This window comes from Oceaniovalibus sp. ACAM 378 (genome assembly GCF_008085915.1).
Lineage (GTDB): Bacteria > Pseudomonadota > Alphaproteobacteria > Rhodobacterales > Rhodobacteraceae > Oceaniglobus.
Genome location: NZ_VSJK01000005.1, coordinates 171504 through 190697, shown reverse-complemented (window position 1 = coordinate 190697; position 19194 = coordinate 171504). Strand labels below are relative to the sequence as shown.

The following is a 19194-nucleotide window of genomic DNA, read 5'->3' as shown; positions in this document are numbered from 1 at the left end:
TGCATGCAAAATAAAGTACGTCAAACGTTTGTTTGAGTTTCGTGCGGTGCAAGGGTAATTGCAGGAAATCGGAGGTATCCATGTCAGTTCCGTCCCCAATCATCGAACCGCGCCACGGGCAGCGTTCAGCCTTTGTGACGGAACACGTCCGCGACCTGATCGTCAGCGGAGAACTTAAACCCGGCAGCCGGATCAATGAGCGGATCCTCGTTGAGAAATTGAATATTTCGCGCACGCCCCTGCGCGAAGCCTTCAAGGTGCTCGAAGGCGAGGGGTTGGTGTCGATCCGGCCCAACGTCGGCGCGACCGTCGTGGCGCTTACGCTTGAAGCCGTGGAGGATTCGATCGAGATACTGATCGGCCTTGAAAGCATCGGCGCCGAACGCGCAGCACGACGCGCGACGCCCGAAGCGATCGAAGAAATCACCCAACTCCACGAGCGCATGGTCGAGGCCTTCCAAAGCCACGAGTTGATGTCATATTTTCATCTGAACCAGGAAATTCACCAGAAGATCATCGATGCAGCGCAAAATGCCGCCTTGTCCCGGGTTTACGCAGGAGAATCTGCGCGGATCAGACGCTTCCGCTTTGCCGGCAATAATGATCTGAACCGTTGGGATCGCGCCGTGCGCGAACACGAGCAGATCCTCGATGCCCTTGTCCGGCGGGAAGGCCCACTTCTGCGCGAAATCCTGCGCGCCCATCACTTGTCCGGCTGGCGCGCTGCACGGCTTGCCCTGGAACAGACCCCGAGTGGCGAACCATAACCCACGCCGTTCCCGTTGGCCGTCCGGCAATTGTAATGCAATCTGCCAAGAGCTGCGAGCCGGTTGCCTTTGCGAAAATAGTGCGTTGGCATAACGCCATGCCGGCCCAACCCTTGAAAAGTGCTGCATTTCGCGGGATCGCCGCGCCGCACTTCTCCTAGGGCATCATAGGGCGGACTTTCGTGTTTTTCCGCCCATATTCCCCTCGCATTTCCCGGAGAAAGTCATCAGGTCAGCGCCATCAGGGAATCGAGTCGCGCGCTGTCCTTGCCGAAGGGCGACAAGAGGGCCGTGCGGCGCGACGGACCCTTTGTGGCGTCCTGACCAAGGATCGCCGCAATCGTGCCTGTCGGGCTGAGGTCGATGTAATGGGCGCCGCCCTGCGCCTCGATCGCTGCCACGGTTTCGCGCAACCGCATCGGGCCGCGCACGATCTGCCAGAGGTGGGCGGGATCGGCCCGGTGCACCGGAGCAGCGAGGCGCGACGACCAGGCCGGCCAGAATGGCGTCTCCAGCCGCAGATCGGCAACCGAGGCCAAATATCGGTCTTTTGCCCCCTCGATCCAGCGGGAATGGAAGGCAAAGGGCACTGGCAGACGCTGGTGTGCGATCTTGGCTCGGTCGAGCGCTGCCGTGACATCGGCGCGCGCGGCTTCCAGGCAGGCCAGAACGCAATGGCGCGCGCCGTTCACACCCACAATCTCGGCAATCTTTTCGATCCCGGGCACGGCGGCAATTTCGGCAGGCGAGGCAAGCAGCGCGATCAGCGCGCCGGGGGCCACCGTACTGTCAAACACCCGTGGTTGGCGCGCTATGACCAGCAGGGCGGTTTCGAACGGAATCATGCCTGCCACGCTCATCGCGACGAATTCACCAAGACTCATCCCCAAAAGAAGATCGGGACGCAGGCCAAGCGCCTGAACCTGTTTGGCCAGCGCGAATTGCACCATGAACAGGGCAGGGTGAGAGTGTTCGAGTTGATCGAAAGCCTCGTGTTTGCCGCGGGCCTTGTCATAGATGATGGCAAGGGGCGAAAACCCTTCGGCGCGGTGAACGATGGCGTCGCCGATCTCCATCCATTGGCGGAACACCGGTTGTGATTGCATCATCCCGGCGGCCATATGAAAATACTGCGAACCCTGCCCGGAAAAGCAGAACGCAGTAGGAAGATCCGAAGGAATGGAAGCCATGAACATCGATCCGATTGACGAAGGCTTCTTGTCGCATGGGCCGGTGCAGGGTGGCAACGTGTTGGTGAGCCGGGATCGCGTTGCGCTGTGGTGGCTGGCAACCGAGTGTATCGCGCCGGGCGATTGGGAAGTGCTGGCCGGGCTGCTCAGTCCCGAAGAACGCACCCGCGCCGCCCGCTTTCATTTCGAACGTGACCGCCATTCCTACATTCTGGCGCATGCGCTTTGCCGCAGTCTTTTGGCCTTTTGCACCGGGCGCAGGCCCTGCGATTTTTCCTTCGAGACGGGTGATCACGGCAAGCCAGAAGTGATCGCCGGACCGGGCGGGACACGCCTGCGCATCAATATCTCGCACACGCGGGGGATGGCGGCGGCGGCGCTGACGGTGGATCACGATATCGGCGTCGATGTTGAATGGCTGGACCGCAACGTCGGGGCGATTGCTGTGGCGGAAAGCCATTTTGCCCCCTGCGAACAGGCTGTTCTGGCTGCTGCCCCCGAGATCCGGAAAGTCGCAACATTTCTGGCATTCTGGACCCTGAAAGAGGCCTATGTAAAGGCGATCGGCAAGGGGCTTTCGCAGCCGTTACAGGCGTTTTCCTTTCAGCTTGAAGACTGCACGATCCGGTTTGACGATGCTTTGGGCGATGACCCGGCGCTCTGGCGATTCGTGCGGCCCGATCCCGGGCGGGATCACACGCTGGCGTTGGCGATGCGCCACCCGCACCCCTTGACGCTGGAGATTTGCGGTGGACCGGCGCCGCTGGATCAGGTGCTGGCGCTCGCCATGGGTGGCGGCCAGATGTCGCGCAGATAGGGCGCGATACCCCGGCGCTGATCCCATTGGCGGGGATAGCCAAGCGATACTTCCTCAAAGCGCGTGCCATCACGCCAATCGGTGCGACGGGTGTGCAAGTGGCCCGAGATCACGACGCTGGCGTTAAAGCGGCGGTGCCAATCCTCGGTTTGCCGTGTGCCGCACCATGGGACAAAGCGTGGAATTCGTGGAATCGTGATCAGATCGGCGCGCAGCGGATAGTGATTGACCAGAATCGTCGGCAGATCCGGGGGTAGGGCGGTCAGCCGGGCCTCGCTGACGGCAATGCGATGGGCGCACCATGCCTCGCGGCTGGACCAGGGATCGGGGGCGAGAAAGGTTTCATCGGCGCAGACCGCATTGCCCTCACGCGCCCAGGCAATCATTTCGTCGCGCGACACATGATCGGGGCGAAAACTGTAATCGTATAAAAGAAACAGCGGCGCGATCAGGCGGGCCCCGCCAGCGCCGTCAAACACCGGATAGGGATCTTCCGGGGTGATCACGCCAAAGCTGCGTGCACAATCGACCAATGCGTTATAGCGTTCTTGCCCGGCCATCGGGCGCGCGCCCGGTTCCTCGGGGATTGCCCAGAGATCGTGATTGCCCGGCACCCAGATCACCCGCGCAAACCGCCGCGTCAGGGTTTCGAAGGCGAAACGCTGGTGTTCGAATTTCTCGCCCACATCGCCCGCCACGATCAGCCAGTCGTCGCCGTGGTCCGCCAGCGCCTCGAGTGCATCGCGGTTGACGGCACTCGCAAGGTGCAGATCGCTGATCGCCCTTACCTTCATGCAAAGCCTGCCATTCGAGTTGACGCCGTTGAACCGATGGGAAACAGTCGTGGCTCCGGGCGTGTGTGAGTTCCCGTATGTCTTCTTAATGTAAACGGAAAAAGATGCACATGGCCCAATCGACGACCTTGCCTGACAGAACCGGACTCTTTTGCATCAATCCTCATGGGGTGGATTTTTCGAGGCATGAGGCCTTCTCAGACGATCCTGCCGCCCATTGTGTGACGCGGCCGCGTGATGGCGCGGTCGACCTGCGGGATCTTGGCGCGCGATCCGGCGGCGAGGCTCGGACGGCCGAGGCGGAATTTGCCGAAGCTTTGTACAAGGTGGAAACGATCAGGGTCCCGGATGATCCGGCGTCAGCGCAGCCTCTGGCCGTTGGTGGTGCACCGGTCAGGCAGCTTGATACGCAGCGATTCGGCGCGGGGGGCGGCGATTTCCGGTGTTTAAATGGTTGAGGGCACCGCGCCCGACTGGTGGGCGATCTTGTCGGACAGGGAATTTCTGGAAAACCCCTATCCGACCCTTGCCAGGCTGCGCCAAGGCGGCGCGGTACAGCGTGACGCGGCGACCGGCATCTTCTTTGTGCTGGGTCACGCCGCCTTTGCGCGGATTGCGAAATCCACCGCAATGGGGCGCGACACCCGCAACTGGATCGGCGGGTGGAACGATCCGGCCTATGCCGCGGCGGACCCGAACGGATTCCGCCTGTTCTCGGAATTCCAGCCGCAGATGATCAACTGCGACGGGGCCGATCACCGGCGTATGCGTAAAGTGTATGAACCGGCGTTTCGGTCGCAGGCGATGGCAGCATTGGCCCCCGCGATTCAGCGGCGCGCAAATGAATTGCTGGCTGCGATGCCCGACTCGGGCGAGATCGACTTTATCGAGGATTTTGCAGCCCCCCTGCCGCTGCGCGTGCTGTGCGACCTGTTCGATATTCCCCAAAGCATGGACTCGCAGATCGCGGGTTGGAGCGCTTCGTTGATCCGGATCGGCGATATCCTGATCGGGCCGAATGAAAAGCTTGAGGCGCTGCAAGCGCTGGACGACTTCAAATCCTTCCTTCGCCTTCGTATTGCCGAACCCGGCGCACCCGGTAGCCTGATGCACATGGCCATGGCAGCCCATTCCGATGGTACGCTGGACGAAGAGGAAACGCTGACCAACCTCGTGTCGATGCTGGTGGCGGGCCATGAAACCACCGTCACATTGATCGGCAACGGAATGCTTTTGCTGCTGCGCGATCCCGACGCCATGGCCCGGCTGGCGGCAGACCGGGGGCTGATGCGCACCGCAATCGAAGAGTTTCTAAGGCTCGAGCCCGGCGGCAACATGATCCTGCGCGTCGCCCGCGAGGATTTCGAGGTTGAGGGCGTGACAATCCCGAAGGGCGCGCCGGTGATCGGCCTGATTGGTGCGATCAACCGCGATCCGGCGCGGTTCGATGCGCCCGACACGCTGGATCTTGGCCGCGCTGCCAACGCTCAGATGACGTTCGGCGGTGGACCGCATGTGTGCATCGGCGCGCCGCTTGCCCGGCTTGAGGCGCAGATCGCCTTTGGTGCGATGTTTGATCGCTTTGCCGTGATTGCCCCGGCGGGTGCGCCGCAATGGCGGCTGGATCGGATGAACGCGCGCGGCCTTGCCCACCTGCCGATTCGTCTGGAGGCGCGGGTATGAGCCGGGCCGTGGGTATCGAGGCGTTGAACCTCTTCGGCGGCACGGCCTGTCTTGACGTGCGCGCCTTGTGCGATCACCGGGGATTGGATCTGCCGCGGTTCGAAAACCTGTTGATGAGCGAAAAGGCCGTCGCCCTGCCATTCGAGGATCCGGTGACATTTGCCGTCAACGCCGCCAAACCTCTCATAGACGCGATGAGCGAGACCGAGCGCGCGCGGATCGAAATGGTGATCACCTGCACGGAATCGGGGCTGGATTTCGGCAAATCGCTTTCGACCTATTTGCACCGCCACCTCGGCCTTGCGCCGAACTGTCGGTTGTTCGAGATCAAGCAGGCCTGTTATTCCGGTGCTGCGGGTCTCCAGATGGCGGCAAATTTCGTGCTGTCGGCCACATCACCCGGCGCCAAGGCTCTTGTGGTGACGACCGACATTTCACGCTTTGCACTGGCTGACGGGAACGCGGTGCAGGAATGGGCCTATTCCGAACCGACGTCGGGCGCCGGGGCTGCCGCGATGGTGGTGTCGGACACGCCCCACATCCTGCGGCTGGATGCGGGTGCCTATGGCAACCACGCGTTCGAGGTGATGGACACCTGCCGCCCCGGCCCCGACACCGAGGCGGGGGATGCCGATCTTTCGCTGATGGCCTATCTCGACTGCTGCGCTGGCGCGTTTGACGATTATGCCCGCCGGGTGGAGGGGGCCGATTTTCGCGAGACCTTTGACCAGTTGTGTTTTCACACGCCGTTTGGCGGCATGGTCAAGGGAGCGCATCGCCACTTGATGCGCAAACACTACAAGGCGCCGCCAAATGACATCGCCGCCGATTTCAAAGCCCGGCTGACGCCCAGCCTGACCTATGGCAGACGGGTCGGCAATACGGCGGGCGGATCGGTGTTTTTCGCGCTGGCCGGGATGATTGACACCGTTGATCTGTCTGAACCGCTGCGCGTCGGGCTGTTTTCCTATGGCTCCGGTTGCTGTTCTGAGTTTTTCAGCGGTGTCGTTGATGCACAAGGGGCGGCGCGACTGGGCGCAATGAATATTTCCCGCGTTCTGGACGACCGCCACAGCCTGAGCATTGACGAATATGAAACGCTGTTGTCCGGCGCCTCGGCGGTGCGGTTTGGCACCCGCGACGCAAAGATCAACCGGCATCTGATTCCGGCGGCCTGGCGCGATACCGGGGGCGCGCGGCTTGTTCTTGATAGTATCGACAGTTACCACCGCAACTATATCTGGGCCTGACGCAGGGTCGCTTTGGAAAAGATAAATGGACAGCGAACGCATCTTTGGCCTTCTCGTCGCGCAGATCCGCGACACGGTGCCTGACCTTGAAACCCACCCGATCGCGCGGGGTGACGTTTTGGCCGATCTCGGAGTCGATTCCATGGAGCGCAGCGAGATCATCCTCGCCGCGTTGGAGGAGATTGGATTGAAGGTGCCGATGGTCGATCTGCATGGCCCGCGCAACATTGGCGAACTGGCCGATCTTCTTGCGGCCAAAAGCGGCGGTTGAGTGGATGGATATTGCCATCACCGGAATCGGCGTTGGCTGCGGGGCGGGGCACGGCAAACCGGCGTTCCGTCACGCCCTGTTCGATGCGCCCGATCTGTTCGGTGTGCTGCGGCGCGAAGGGCGCGAATCTCCCGCTGATACGCCGCCTTTCCTTGGTGTCGAGATGCCCGATCCACCCGACATTCTGCCCCCCCGGCAGGCACGCACTGCGTCGTTTTCGGCACGGGCTGCACTTTCATCGCTGGCTGAGGTCTGGGATCAGGCGGGGCTTGATGCCGTTGCGCCGGAGCGGATCGGGCTGATCGTCGGAGGCACGAACCTGATGGCGCGGGAACAGGCGCTGGCCCTGCGCGCTTACAGCGACCGGTTGGTCTATGTACCGCCGCGCCATGGGCATATGTTTCTCGATACCGACATTTGCGGGCTTTGCACGGCGGCGTTTGCGATCCGCGGTTTCGCGCGCACGGTCGGCGCCGCCTCGGCCAGCGGAGCGGTTGCGATCATTTCGGCGACCGAGGCGTTGCGGGCGGGCGCGGTGGATGCCTGTATCGTCATTGGCGCCATGCAGGATCCGGGCGCGCATGACCTTCAGGCGTTGCGCGCGATGGGGGCCATGGGCGCACCGCACTTTGCCGATAGCCCCGGACGGGCGTGTCGGCCGATGGATCGTGACCACGACGGTTTTCTGTATGGCGAGGCTTGCGCCGCCCTGGTGCTGCAACGCTCCGGCGATGTCGACGACGGCGCGATCCTCGGGCGTCTGCTTGGCGCGGGGCAGGTGGCCGACGGCACGCGCGGCCCCGAACCTTGCAGCGCGGCGCAGGTACAGGCGGCCGAACGCGCCTTGGCCGAGGCAGGATTGACCGCAGCCGATATCGATTATGTCAGCGGCCACGCCACTGGCACACCCGCAGGCGATGCAACCGAGATTGAGACTTATCGCAGTCTGGGTCTGGGCCATGCCCGGATCAACGCGACGAAATCGATCACCGGGCATCCCCTGTCGGCGGCGGGCGTTGTCGAGGTGGCAGCGGTGCTGATGCAGATGGCCGAGGGACGGTTGCACCCCACGCGCAACCTTGAAACGCCGCTGGACCCTGACTTTGGCTGGGTCGGGCCGGGCGGCGCAACCCATGCGATCAACCATGCGCTGAAGTTTTCCTTTGGCTTCGGCGGTATTTCGACCGCGCTGATAATCGGTGCGCCATGAGCCACGAAACGATCACAGTCACCACCGCCGAAGCTGTGTGCCGGATCCGGTTGAACCGGCCCGCTGCCGACAATGCCATCAATGCGCAAATGATCACCGAGATAGGCGAGGTTCTGGCCCGATGCACAAGCGATGCTGTGTCGGTGATTGTGCTTGAGGGCGGTGCCGAGGTGTTTTGCGCCGGCGGCGATTTTCAGGCGGTATCGTCCAGCGGTTCGGCGGGCGATCCCGCGCCGCTTTACGATCTATGGCTGACGCTGGCTCAGGGCCCGTTTGTGACCATCGCGCTGGTTCACGGGCGGGTCAATGCGGGCGGGGTCGGGTTCGTCGCCGCCTGCGACATTGCCATTGCCGGTCGCAGCGCGTCGTTTGGATTGTCCGAACTTTTGTTCGGGCTTTATCCGGCCTGCGTGCTGCCGTTCCTTGTGCAGCGGATCGGGCGGCAGCGCGCCCATTACCTGACGCTGATGACCCGGCCAATCGGTGCCGCCGCCGCCCATGCGGCGGGGCTGGTCGATATTGTGGCCGACGATCCCGAGACGGCGCTGCGCCAGCACCTGACGCGGCTGCGTCACCTGCGCAAACCGGCCATCGCGCAGTACAAGGCGTATCTCGGCGGGATCACCGGCGATCCTGTGGCCGACCGCGCCCGCGCGCTTGACGCAAACCGCGCGATTTTCGCCGACGCGGATGTGATTGCCGACATCCGCCGCTATGTCACCGAACTCAAACTCCCATGGGAGACGTGACGCGCCCCTTGGTCAGATCGATCGCGCGTTCAAGCGGCGGCAAGCAGGGTGTGGGCTGGCCTTCGCGCCGGACAAAGCTGCGATGCAGCAGCGTGATCGAAAGCAGATACATGAAGGTCTGATTTTCCTTGGTCGACACCTCGCCCGCTGGGCGGGAAAGCACCTTGTTCGCCAAGCGCCGGGCAAAGCGTGCGTCAAGGAACGGGATTTTCGCCAGTTCATCATCGCTCAGGATCAGATCAAGGTAATCGGGCCTGTGCGCCGCAAACGCGGCGGCATCGGGCGCGCGATAGGGAAACTTGCGCTTGTCGATGATCGAGTCCGGCACCTTGCCGCGAAATGCCTCGCGGAGCAGGCGTTTTTCGGTGTAGCCGTCATCAAATTTCAGATTGGTGGCATTGGCCAGCGCGAACACCGCCGGGTCAAGGAACGGGCAGCGGTTTTCGACCCCGTGCGCCAGGCTCATCCGGTCGCCTTGGGTCGACAGAAGATAGCCGGGCAAAAGCGTTTTATACTCCAGCCATTGCGCCTTTTGCACCGCCGAAAGCCCGGCAAATCCGTCTTCGTCGGCGACAAGGGCGGCGATTGACGCAAAGGGATCATCCTTGCCCGCCATCAACCGGGCCGAGAACCGCCCGTTCTGAAACCGCATTTCATGGGAGAACAGACCGGGCATCCGTTCGGTCGAGAACTGGCTGTAAAGGCCGGCGACGGCGGCGATATCTTCGGCGCCATAGTGCGACAGATGCGGGTAAAGCCGCGCCAGCCGGTCGCGGCGCATGGCATCGGACAAGCTGTGCCAATGCTCGCGAAGCATGGTTTCCTTGAACAGGTCATAGCCCAGAAATGCCTCGTCAGCGCCCTCACCGCTGAGGATCACCTTGATCCCTTCGTCGCGTGTGCGGCGCGACAACAGATACATCGGCACAAAGGCGCTGCGAAATGCGGGCATCTCGGCGTGGAACACCGCGTCGGGGGTGGCGTCGGCAATATCGGCATGGCTGATGCGCAGCGCGTGGTGATCGGTGCCAAGATGTGCGGCGACGCTGCGCTGATCGGCGGATTCGTCGAATTCGGCATCCTCAAACTCAACCGAGAATGTCGCAAGCCGCTTGTCGGTGATATCGCGCACAAGGGCGGCGATGATCGCGGAATCCACGCCACCGCTGAGATACACGCCGACCTCGACGTCGCTGCGCAACCGCAGGCGTACGCTGTCGGTCAGGGTGTCGCGTATCCGCTCCAGCGCCTCAGCCTCGGTTGTCACAGCGGGGCCGTGATCGAATCGCAGGTTGTCATAGGTGTGTACTGTGGCGATCCCGGCCTGCCATTTCATCCAACAGCCCATGGGCAGGGCGTCGATATCGCGGAATCCGGATTGGTGGGGCAGCGGCGTCCATTGCGCCAGAATCGCAGCCACCTGTGCCGGGTCCTGCTCAAACCTGAAGCCGTCAATGGCCAGAAACGCCTTCATCTCGGAGGCGAAATACAGCGCACCGTTCTGCCGCGCGATGAACAGCGGCCGCTTGCCAAACCGGTCACGCGCAAGAAACACCGCGCCGGTTTCGCTGTCATAGATCGCAAAGGCGAAACCACCGTTGAACCGGGCCAGACAGGCAGGCCCCCAGGCAAGCCAGGCCTGCAACACGACTTCGGTATCGCAACGGGTGCGAAAACGCCGCCCCTGCGCCACCAGTTCGGCGCGCAATTCGCGGTAGTTGTAGATTTCACCGTTGTAGCAGATCCAATAACGCCCGGTTTCATCGCTGATCGGTTGCGCACCCGCTGTCGGATCGATGATCGCCAGACGCACCGCCCCCATGGCAAACCCATTGTCCGCCACATAACCCGCCCCGTCCGGCCCGCGATGGCCAATCCGCGCCAGCATGCGCGTCACGTCCTGCGTCAGGGCAGGGGCGCCAATGGCGGGGGCACACAATCCGGCGATGCCGCACATCCGACGCTATCCGATCTTTGCCGGGACCGAAGTCTTGCGGGCGATGGCCTGTTCGATCTGCGTCAGGCTGACCATCACGTCGCCGGTCATTTCCTGTTCGCTGAACGTCACGCCGTATTCCTTTTCCAGAAAACGGATCATCTGGATATAGCCGAAAGAATCCATCACCCCCTCTTTGAACAGGTCGGAATCTGCGGGAAAGGATTCGTCAAATTCGATGAGAAACTGCTCTTCGATGAAATCGCGGATCTTTGTCATGGCACCCGTATGTCTGAGGGGGTCGGCAGTCACACTCCTAGTCACTCAAACGCCCTATGGGAAGCATGTCGATTGAAATAACCATGTAACATTAGGCAAATGCTTGAAAAATACACAGCGCCATTGACTGTGCGTCAGCTTTTAATAATACGGGAGAGGGGTCGTTTCCCGTAACTGCGACAAGATCGGCGCACGGAAGATCAACGCGGTCAGGGTGCGCCCTTGGCCCGTCGTTATCAAGGTTTGGGCGGGGGTTAATGTCGCATAACAACATTCTTCGTCTGTTGAACGAAGGGGAACCGGCCGACAGGCGGTTCGTCATCGCAATGACCGGAGTGGCGGGGCTGGCAAATGCCGGGCTTGTCGGGCTGATCAACCATGCGGCCGAGCGGCTGTGGTCGGGCGTTGATATCGGCCCAAGGCTGATCGTGGTTTATGCACTTGTTCTGACATTGTTCCTGCTGACCAACCGGGCCTCGCTGCTTTTTGCCAACCGATTTGTGCAGCGCAGGATTGAGGCAACGCGCCGGCGGCTGGTTCGCAAAGTGGCGCGCGCGGACCTGCGCACCCTCGAACGCCTGGGCGAGGCGGACATCCACGTCACCGTCTCACAGGAAACCGACCAGTTGGCGCAAACGCTGCCATTGCTGATCGGTGCGGCGCAGAGCGGTTTCCTTTTGTTGTTCCTGCTGCTGTACATCGCCACGCTGTCGCTGATTTCCTTCGTACTGGTGGCAGGGTTCACCCTGTTCGCGATGTATTTTTTCATCAACCGGCAGAACGCGTTGGCGGCTTCGATGGTCGACGTGCATCACCGCGAGGCTGACATGCTTGCCACGCTGTCGCATTTCACGCTGGGGTTTCAGGAAATCCGCCTGAACGCTGACAAGAACGACGCGTTGTTCGCGCATTTCGAGATCCGCGCGCGTCAGTTGCAGGATACTGTGATGGGACTTGGCGCGCGGTGGGTCGCGCTTTTGCAGTTCAGCAATGCGTTCATCTTTTTGCTGGTCGGGATGGTGGTGTTCGTCCTGCCGATCTTTTTCAGCGGGTACACCGACACAATTTACAAGATCGTCGGTGCCACCGTATTTGCCCTTGGCCCGTTTGCCGCGATGATGTCGGTGGTGCGGCTGATCGGCCGGGCCGAGGCGGGGCTGGGCCATCTTTACGCGCTGGAACGCCGACTGGTCGATCCTGCGCCCCGCGCTGCGCCGACGGCGGACTCGCCCGTCGCGTTTGGCGGTTTCACCACAATCGCGCTGGACGGTGTGGTGTTTCATTACGTCGACGAAACCGGCGCTGTGCCATTCACCGCCGGGCCGCTGGATCTGTCGCTGAACCGAGGTGAAATCCTGTTCCTGACCGGTGGGAATGGCACCGGAAAATCCACCGCGCTCAAGCTTTTGTGCGGGCTTTACCGGCCCGATGCAGGGCGTATCCTGTGCGATGACAAGCCGGTCACGCCAGATCAGATTGACGCCTATCGCGGGCTGTTTTCAGTTATCTTCACCGATTTTCACCTGTTCGACCGGCTTTACGGGCTGGAGGACGTCGACCCGACCGAGGTGAGCCGTCTGATCGCGCGTATGGAGCTGACCGACAAGGTAGAATACCGCGACGGACGGTTTACCACACGCGATCTGTCCACCGGTCAGCGCAAGCGTCTGGCCCTGATTGTCGCGCTTCTGGAGGACAGGGAAATCTATGTGCTGGATGAATGGGCCGCCGATCAGGATGCCCATTTCCGCCACCTGTTTTACACCGAACTTCTGCCCGGGCTGAAGGCGCGCGGCAAAACCGTGTTGGCCGTGACCCATGACGACCGGTACTGGGATTGTTGCGACAGGCGGCTGGAGCTTGATCTGGGAATGGTTCTGCCCGCGCCGGAGGTGAACGATGGCGCTGGTTGAATTCCTGCGCGGCGCCGAAAGGGCGCAGTTGCGGGCGATGTTGGGCTTTACCCTGATCGCCGGACTGGCGAATGCCGCGCTGATCGTGGTGATCACCCGTGTCGCCGAGGCGGTTTCGAACGGAGCACCGCCAAGCGCCCTTGCCTGGGGCGTGTTCACCGGTGCCTTTGTGATCTATTATGCCGCGAACCAGTTTTCGCTGCTGCGCTCCATGGCCATTGTCGAGGATCTTTTGACCCGCAAGCGCCTGACGATTGCCGATGACCTGCGCAAATCTGAGCTTTTGGTGGCCGACGGGTTGGGCCGGGGGCGGCTGTTTTCTCTCGTCGCAAAAGAGACGAACCATCTTTCCGTCACCTTCCCGCTGATTGTTCAGGCGCTGCAACAGATGATCCTGCTGGGGGTCTCACTGATCTATCTTCTGTATCTGTCGCCGCTGGCCTTCGTGATCTTTATTGCCACGGTGGGGCTGGGCGCGGTCGGCTATCGCGCGATCAACCGGCGGTTTGCCGATGTGCTGCGCCATGTGGAGCGGATGCAGGCGCGCACCATGGATACCATCCTCGATATCATCCACGGCGCCAAGGAACTGCGCCTGAACGCCCGCCGGGCCGCAGCAATCGACGCCGCCTATCGCAAACGGTCCTATGCGCTGGAACGGCTGTTGGTGAAATCGGTGGAGCACTGGGTCGCGTTGATCCTGTTGGGCAGTCTGGCGACCTTTGCGATGCTCGGGTTTGTGGTGTTTGTCTTTCCTGAATACGCCACGGGGCAAAAGGCAGTCATATTCCAACTGATCCCGATCCTGTTGTTCTGCATGGGCACCCTTTCGGTGACATTGGCCCAGTCGCCGATGTTTCTGCGGGCCGAGGCGGGGCTGCAATCAATCCTGACGGTCGAACGCGAACTGTCGCGCTCTCCGGGCATCACCCCCGATCAGGCCCGCGCAGCGGCGTCGCAGTTCAGCGGGTTTGAAGCCATATCGCTGAACGGGGCGAGGTTCAGTTATGATGCCACCGATCCGGGTGCCTATGCGGTCGGCCCTCTGGATCTGACGCTTGATCGCGGCGAGGTGGTGTTTTTCGTCGGCGGCAATGGCAGCGGTAAATCCACCGCACTGCGTATGCTGACCGGGCTTTATCCGCTGCGATCAGGGTGGATAAGCGCCGATCAAGTCGCAGTGACACCGGCCAACATGGCCGGTTACCGCGAGCTGTTTTCGTCGGTTTTTGTGGACTTTCACCTGTTCGACCGGCTTTACGGGCTTGAGCATATTGCGCCGGGACAGGTGAACCGACTGATTGACGAGATGGGTCTGACCGGAAAGGTGACATTCGCGGATGGAAAATTCGATCAGCTGCACCTGTCCACCGGCCAGCGCAAGCGCCTTGCGATGATCGCAGCACTGCTTGAGGATCGACCGGTTTACGTGTTCGATGAATGGTCTGCCGAGCAGGACGTCAATTTTCGTGACTATTTTTACCATTCCTTAATCCCTCTCCTGCGAGATCGGGGGAAACTTGTCATCGTGACAAGCCATGATGAAAAATATTGGGGGGTGGCCGACCGTGTGGTGAAGATGGATCTGGGAAAAGTCGAATGGGTGCGTCGCGGCAGCGATTTTAACGAAGAGCCAATGGGTAAATGACGACAATTCTCTTTCCGGGCCAAGGCGCTCAGCGGCTCGGCATGGGCGCAGCACTTTTCGATCTTTTCCCGCAATATACTGCGGAAGCGGGTGATATCCTTGGCTATGACATCGCCGAATTGTGCCGCAGCGGCCCGATCGAAAAATTGAGCCAGACGCAATTCACCCAGCCAGCGCTATTCGTCGTCAACGCCCTGAAATACCTGCAATACCGCAAAGATGGCGGCGCGGTGCCCGATTTTGTCCTGGGGCACAGCGTTGCAGAATATGTCGCGCTGTTTGCTGCCGGCGCGTTGGCGTTCGGCCCAGCGCTACGGCTGGTCATGCGGCGCGGCGCGCTGATGGCGCAGGCGTCGGGCGGCGGGATGGCGGCGATTCTGGGGTTGGACGCCGGGGCGATCAACGATCTGATCGCGCGCGAAGGGCTGAGCGATATTTACCCAGCCAATTTCAACACACCACGCCAGATCGTCGTGTCAGGCCGCCGCGCAGCGGTCGAGGCGGGCGAAGCTGCGTTCTTGGCTGCGGGTGCGACCCATTATATCATGTTGCCGGTCAGCGGGGCCTTTCACACGCCTTTCATGCAGGACGCGGCTGACGCCTTTGCGCATGATATCGCCGCGACAGAATTTGCCCCGCTTCAGGTGCCGGTGATCTCGAACGTCACTGCGCGCCCGCACGACGATGCCAGTCTGCGCGCCCGGTTGATCGAACAGATCACGGCACCTGTCAGGTGGTCGGACAGTCTGCGCTATCTGATGGCGCAGGGGGTAAGGTTTGGCGATACGATCGAGCTCGGCCCGGACGGCCCGCCCGTCGTCAGACCGATGTTCAAGCGAACCGAGATCGAGGCCGGGCCGTTGCCCGCTGCTGAAATCAGCGCGCCGCGCGAAACGCTCTGTAATGCCGCATCGGACACACCGCGCGCCCGCCGGTTCACCGTCGAGAACTTGGGGTCGCGGGGGTTCTGCGATGCTTTCGGGCTGCGCCATGCCTATGTGAGCGGGGCAATGTACCAAGGGATCGCGTCGGTCGATCTTGTCGTTCGGATGGGACGCGCCGGGCTTTTGGGGTTCTTTGGGGCGGCGGGCCTGCCCGGCGATGAAATCCGCAGCGCGGTTCGTGACATCAAGGCTGCCCTCGGGGCTGACGATGCCTTCGGCGTCAATTTCATCGCCCATGTCAACCGCCCCCACCTTGAGGACGATTTGACCGATCTTCTGCTCGACGAAGGTGTGCGCATGGTTGAGGCTTCGGCCTTCATGGAGGTCACGCAGGCGCTTGTACGCTACCGCGCCAAGGGGTTGCGGCGCGACGGTGGCGTGACGCGGGCCACCAACCGGATCATCGCCAAAGTGTCGCGTCCCGATGTGGCGGCGCAATTCCTTGCCCCAGCGCCCGAAGCCATCGTCGCACGGCTGCTGCAATCGGGCGCGATCACCCGGGACGAGGCCGATCTGCTGGCCCAAGTGCCCATGGCCGATGCGATCTGCGTCGAATCCGATTCTGGCGGCCACACCGATCAGGGGATGCCCTTTGCGCTGCTACCGCCGATTCTGGGGTTGCGGGATGCGGCAATGCGGCGTTTCGCTGATTTCGGTCCGATCTTCGTGGGCTCAGGCGGCGGTATCGGCACGCCCGAGGCGGTGGCAGCCGTCTTGATGCTGGGCGCTGATTTCATCGTCACAGGCTCGATCAACCAATGCACGGCCGAGGCAGGCACCAGCGATGCGGTCAAGGATATGCTGCAGGGCATTGCGGTCTACGATACCGCCTATGCCCCCTCGGGTGAGATGTTCGAGCTTGGCTCGAAGGTGCAGGTGTTGAAGAAAGGTGTGTTCTTTCCGGCGCGGGCGGAACGCCTTGTGGGTCTGTATCGTCAGTATGACAGCATCGACGCTCTTGATGCGAAACTGCGCCGCCAGATCGAAGACCGGTATTTCGGACGCGATCTGGACGCTGTGTTCCAAGACGTCGCGCGCAGCTATCCGGCGGCCGAGATTGAGCGGGCCGAGCGTATGCCAAAGCATCGGATGGCGCTGATCTTTCGCAGGTATTTCAAGGATACGACGCAATGGGCCTTGCAGGGTGATTTGGATCACAAGGTGGATTTCCAGGTGCACTGCGGCCCGGCGCAAGGCGCGTTCAACGCCTTTGCCACGGGCACGGAAATCGAAGACTGGCGTGCCCGCCATGCTGATGAGATTGGATTGCGCCTGCTTGAAGGTGCGGCCGAGGTGCTGAACCGCCGGGTGTCTGCGATGCTGGGGCCGCTGGCGTGAGCGCGGACGATATTTCCCCGCGCCGTGCACCGGTCGCCATCGTCGGCATCGGCCTGAGGCTTCCGGGCGCCGAAACCATGGGCGCGTTCTGGGACGTGCTTGATGGCGAACGCTCGATGATTTCCGAGGTGCCCGCCGAACGCTGGGATGCCAGCGCCCTTCTGGGCGATCCGCGAAAGGGCAATTTCACCGCCAGCACCCGCGCTGGATTCATCGAAGGCGCCGACCGGTTCGATGCGGAATTCTTTGGCATTTCGCCGCGCGAAGCGGCGTGGATGGACCCGCAGCAGCGGATCGCGCTTGAGATGAGCTGGCACGCGTTGGAGGATGCGGGATACCGCGCCTCCGATCTGGCCGGAAGCCGCACGGGTGTCTTCATGGGCGTGTGCCATTGGGACTATGCCGAGCTGCTGGAAAAGCACCTGTCACAGCTTGACGCCTATACGCCCACCGGCATTTCCCTGTCGATCATCGCCAACCGGATTTCGCATTTCTTCGATTTCCGAGGCCCCAGCGTGACCAATGACACCGCTTGCGCCGCGTCGATGACGGCAGTGCATGATGCAGTGATCGCGGTGCAGGATGGCAGATGTGACATGGCGCTGGCGGGCGGGGTCAACCTCGTCTGGTCGCCCAACCATTTCATCGCTTTTTCCAAGGCGGGGATGCTGTCGAAAGACGGGCAGGCGCGCGTTTTCGACGAGGCGGCAGACGGCTATGTGCGCGGCGAAGGCGGCGCGGTTTTACTGCTGCGCCCGCTGGCTGCAGCGATCAAAGCGGGCGATCCGATCCATGGGGTGATCCGCGGTGTCGGGATCAACCATGGTGGGCGGACGAATTCTCTGACCGTGACGAACCCGGCTGCGCAGGCCGAACTGATCGTTCAGGTCCATAATGCGGCGGGGGTGGCACCCGACACCGTCGATTATATCGAGGCACATGGCACCGGCACACCCCTTGGCGATCCGATCGAGATTTCCGGCCTCAAACAAGCCTTCGCCACGCTGGCGCGGGATCATGGAGTCGCGATTGCCGCGGGGCGCTGCGGTATTGGTTCGGTCAAGACCAACATCGGCCATCTGGAAGGTGCGGCGGGTGTTGCCGGAATCGTCAAGGTGCTGGCGGCGCTGCACCATGAACGGCGGCCGGCCAATGTTGGATTCTCGCGGTTGAACCGGCTGATCGAACTTGATGGGTCGCCATTTCATATCCAAGGGACTCCAACGGATTGGCCGCGCCGTACGGACGCACCACGCCGCGCCTGCGTCAGCTCTTTTGGCTTTGGCGGCAGCAATGGGCATGTTGTGCTGGAAGAACCGCCCGCTCGCTCCGAGGCCGCTGCGCCCGGCGGGACGGTGGTCTTGCCTGTTTCGGCGCGCAGCACAGCGGCCCTGGCGCAGCGGGTTGCGCAGCTTGCGCAGCATTTGCGCGACGGCGGCGATGCCCTTGGCGACCTTGCCTTCACGCTGCAATCGGGGCGCGACCATATGGCGATGCGCTGTGTCGTTGTGGGCAACAGCGCTGACGATATTATTGCCACCGTTGAAGGCCACGGGCCCGATCTGCCTGCCGCAGTGATCGTCGGGGCCAGTGGCGCAGATTTCGATCTGACGGCGGCGCAGGACTGGGTGGCGGGGCAGGTGGACGATTGGCCAACCTCGCTGACCACACCGGGCCGCCGGATTCACGCGCCGCTCTATCCGTTCGAGCGGGAGCGGCACTGGATGGACCTGTCCTTGGGCGCCAAGGATCAGGCCGGACCGCTTCACCCGCTGTTGCAGCGCAATATCTCGACGCTTGGCGAATGTCGTTTCCGCAGCGTGCTGAGCGGCGATGAATTCGTGCTGTCTGATCATCATGTGGGCGGCGATCCGGTTTTGCCCGGGGTGGTGTCGTTGGAACTGGCCGCGGCAGCAGCGCGTCTGGCCGGTGCTTTGCCCGACGGCGCCTTTGCGCTGGATGATGTGGTCTGGCGTCGCCCGATCCGCAAAGCTGGCGCGCGGCCCGTCACGATTGAAACTTCGCTGGCGGGCGGCGCGGATGCGATCTCGTTCCGCGTCAGGGAAGAGGGGCAGGATAGTGCTGTACAGGGCGTGATCCGCCGCCTCGCTGACGCTGCGCCGCAGGTCGTTGATCTGGCGGGGCTGAAGTCTTCGCTGAGCGACAGGGTGGATGCGCAAACCTGCTATGACCGTCTGGTGCAAAGCGGTGTCGTGCATGGTCCAGCCTTCCGCGCATTGAAGCAGGCGATGCGCGGCGATGGTGCGGTGCTGGCGCAGATCCGGTTGCCGCGACGGCTGATCCCGACGCTTGATGCGATGCCGTTGCATCCGGTGATGCTGGACGCGGCAATTCAGGCTTGGGTGGCGCTGAACGGTGGAGCGCCGGGCAGTGCCGCAGTGCCC

At 62.2% G+C, this 19194-nt stretch carries 15 protein-coding genes (1 of these 15 cut by a window edge); 11 read left to right on the top strand and 4 right to left on the bottom strand.

What is annotated here, in order from left to right; genetic code table 11:
• The first annotated feature begins 80 nt into the window (after window positions 1-80).
• Window positions 81-767, top strand: coding sequence for a GntR family transcriptional regulator (locus FQ320_RS08290; RefSeq protein ID WP_148471249.1), 687 nt, complete (start codon window positions 81-83; stop codon window positions 765-767).
• A gap of 227 nt (window positions 768-994) precedes the next feature.
• Here the strand turns inward: FQ320_RS08290 and FQ320_RS08285 are convergent, their stop codons facing one another.
• Entirely contained in the window at window positions 995-1957 is a 963-nt protein-coding gene (locus FQ320_RS08285; RefSeq protein WP_187393825.1) for an acyltransferase domain-containing protein, read from the bottom strand.
• Here FQ320_RS08285 and FQ320_RS08280 point away from each other — a divergent pair.
• Window positions 1956-2774, top strand: coding sequence for a 4'-phosphopantetheinyl transferase superfamily protein (locus tag FQ320_RS08280; protein ID WP_222861581.1), 819 nt, complete (start codon window positions 1956-1958; stop codon window positions 2772-2774). The genes FQ320_RS08285 and FQ320_RS08280 overlap by 2 nt on opposite strands.
• Here the strand turns inward: FQ320_RS08280 and FQ320_RS08275 are convergent.
• The gene (locus FQ320_RS08275) at window positions 2726-3568 is read right to left on the bottom strand and encodes a metallophosphoesterase (RefSeq protein WP_148471247.1); all 843 of its coding nucleotides are present in this window, start codon (window positions 3566-3568) and stop codon (window positions 2726-2728) included. The two genes, FQ320_RS08280 and FQ320_RS08275, sit on opposite strands and share 49 nt — an antisense overlap.
• Window positions 3569-4018: 450 nt before the next feature.
• Here FQ320_RS08275 and FQ320_RS08270 point away from each other — a divergent pair, with 450 nt between their 5' ends.
• Genes FQ320_RS08270 through FQ320_RS08250 form a run of 5 tightly spaced genes read left to right on the top strand, consistent with a single transcriptional unit; the run spans window position 4019 to window position 8731 of the window.
• Window positions 4019-5251: a cytochrome P450 gene (locus FQ320_RS08270; RefSeq protein ID WP_148471246.1), complete on the top strand. Its 1233-nt coding sequence runs from the start codon at window positions 4019-4021 to the stop codon at window positions 5249-5251.
• On the top strand, window positions 5248-6501 hold the full coding sequence (locus FQ320_RS08265; RefSeq protein WP_148471245.1) for a hydroxymethylglutaryl-CoA synthase family protein: 1254 nt from the start codon (window positions 5248-5250) through the stop codon (window positions 6499-6501). Before FQ320_RS08270 ends, FQ320_RS08265 begins: the two co-directional genes overlap by 4 nt.
• A gap of 25 nt (window positions 6502-6526) precedes the next feature.
• Window positions 6527-6772: an acyl carrier protein gene (locus FQ320_RS08260; RefSeq protein ID WP_148471244.1), complete on the top strand. Its 246-nt coding sequence runs from the start codon at window positions 6527-6529 to the stop codon at window positions 6770-6772.
• A gap of 4 nt (window positions 6773-6776) precedes the next feature.
• Window positions 6777-7982: a beta-ketoacyl synthase N-terminal-like domain-containing protein gene (locus FQ320_RS08255; RefSeq protein ID WP_187393824.1), complete on the top strand. Its 1206-nt coding sequence runs from the start codon at window positions 6777-6779 to the stop codon at window positions 7980-7982.
• Entirely contained in the window at window positions 7979-8731 is a 753-nt protein-coding gene (locus tag FQ320_RS08250) for an enoyl-CoA hydratase/isomerase (RefSeq protein ID WP_148471242.1), read from the top strand. Before FQ320_RS08255 ends, FQ320_RS08250 begins: the two co-directional genes overlap by 4 nt.
• On the opposite strand, the gene asnB is transcribed toward FQ320_RS08250, so the two are convergent.
• Together asnB and FQ320_RS08240 are read right to left on the bottom strand one after the other, a co-directional pair.
• Window positions 8709-10688, bottom strand: a complete 1980-nt coding sequence (gene asnB / locus FQ320_RS08245) for an asparagine synthase (glutamine-hydrolyzing) (RefSeq protein WP_148471241.1) — start codon at window positions 10686-10688, stop codon at window positions 8709-8711. The two genes, FQ320_RS08250 and asnB, sit on opposite strands and share 23 nt — an antisense overlap.
• A 6-nt stretch (window positions 10689-10694) precedes the next feature.
• Window positions 10695-10946 carry a phosphopantetheine-binding protein gene (locus FQ320_RS08240; RefSeq protein ID WP_148471240.1) on the bottom strand — a complete coding sequence of 84 codons (252 nt, stop codon included), beginning with the start codon at window positions 10944-10946 and terminating at the stop codon, window positions 10695-10697.
• A 257-nt stretch (window positions 10947-11203) separates the two neighbouring features.
• Here FQ320_RS08240 and FQ320_RS08235 point away from each other — a divergent pair, with 257 nt between their 5' ends.
• The 4 genes in view from FQ320_RS08235 to FQ320_RS08220 are tightly spaced (each overlapping or abutting the next) and all read left to right on the top strand, a layout consistent with a single transcriptional unit that may run on beyond the window.
• Entirely contained in the window at window positions 11204-12859 is a 1656-nt protein-coding gene (locus tag FQ320_RS08235) for a cyclic peptide export ABC transporter (protein WP_148471239.1), read from the top strand.
• On the top strand, window positions 12846-14507 hold the full coding sequence (locus FQ320_RS08230; protein ID WP_148471238.1) for an ATP-binding cassette domain-containing protein: 1662 nt from the start codon (window positions 12846-12848) through the stop codon (window positions 14505-14507). Before FQ320_RS08235 ends, FQ320_RS08230 begins: the two co-directional genes overlap by 14 nt.
• Entirely contained in the window at window positions 14504-16789 is a 2286-nt protein-coding gene (gene fabD / locus FQ320_RS08225) for an ACP S-malonyltransferase (RefSeq protein ID WP_148471237.1), read from the top strand. The genes FQ320_RS08230 and fabD overlap by 4 nt, the downstream gene beginning before the upstream one ends.
• A protein-coding gene (locus FQ320_RS08220; protein ID WP_148471236.1) for an SDR family NAD(P)-dependent oxidoreductase crosses the window boundary here: on the top strand, window positions 16786-19194 show its 5' portion. 17568 nt of this gene lie beyond the right edge of the window; only the first 2409 of its 19977 coding nucleotides appear in the window; it begins with the start codon at window positions 16786-16788; its stop codon lies off the right edge, out of view. The genes fabD and FQ320_RS08220 overlap by 4 nt, the downstream gene beginning before the upstream one ends.

Excerpts from the sequence above, each read along its gene's own strand:
- fabD (WP_148471237.1), top strand. The coding sequence starts at position 14,504 with ATGACGACAATTCTCTTTCCGGGCCAAGGCGCTCAGCGGCTCGGCATG.
- FQ320_RS08285 (WP_187393825.1), bottom strand. The coding sequence starts at position 1,957 with ATGGCTTCCATTCCTTCGGATCTTCCTACTGCGTTCTGCTTTTCCGGG.
- asnB (WP_148471241.1), bottom strand. The coding sequence starts at position 10,688 with ATGTGCGGCATCGCCGGATTGTGTGCCCCCGCCATTGGCGCCCCTGCC.
- FQ320_RS08275 (WP_148471247.1), bottom strand. The coding sequence starts at position 3,568 with ATGAAGGTAAGGGCGATCAGCGATCTGCACCTTGCGAGTGCCGTCAAC.
- FQ320_RS08290 (WP_148471249.1), top strand. The coding sequence starts at position 81 with ATGTCAGTTCCGTCCCCAATCATCGAACCGCGCCACGGGCAGCGTTCA.
- FQ320_RS08260 (WP_148471244.1), top strand. The coding sequence starts at position 6,527 with ATGGACAGCGAACGCATCTTTGGCCTTCTCGTCGCGCAGATCCGCGAC.
- FQ320_RS08270 (WP_148471246.1), top strand. The coding sequence starts at position 4,019 with ATGGTTGAGGGCACCGCGCCCGACTGGTGGGCGATCTTGTCGGACAGG.
- FQ320_RS08280 (WP_222861581.1), top strand. The coding sequence starts at position 1,956 with ATGAACATCGATCCGATTGACGAAGGCTTCTTGTCGCATGGGCCGGTG.
- FQ320_RS08230 (WP_148471238.1), top strand. The coding sequence starts at position 12,846 with ATGGCGCTGGTTGAATTCCTGCGCGGCGCCGAAAGGGCGCAGTTGCGG.
- FQ320_RS08255 (WP_187393824.1), top strand. The coding sequence starts at position 6,777 with ATGGATATTGCCATCACCGGAATCGGCGTTGGCTGCGGGGCGGGGCAC.
- FQ320_RS08250 (WP_148471242.1), top strand. The coding sequence starts at position 7,979 with ATGAGCCACGAAACGATCACAGTCACCACCGCCGAAGCTGTGTGCCGG.
- FQ320_RS08265 (WP_148471245.1), top strand. The coding sequence starts at position 5,248 with ATGAGCCGGGCCGTGGGTATCGAGGCGTTGAACCTCTTCGGCGGCACG.
- FQ320_RS08240 (WP_148471240.1), bottom strand. The coding sequence starts at position 10,946 with ATGACAAAGATCCGCGATTTCATCGAAGAGCAGTTTCTCATCGAATTT.
- FQ320_RS08235 (WP_148471239.1), top strand. The coding sequence starts at position 11,204 with ATGTCGCATAACAACATTCTTCGTCTGTTGAACGAAGGGGAACCGGCC.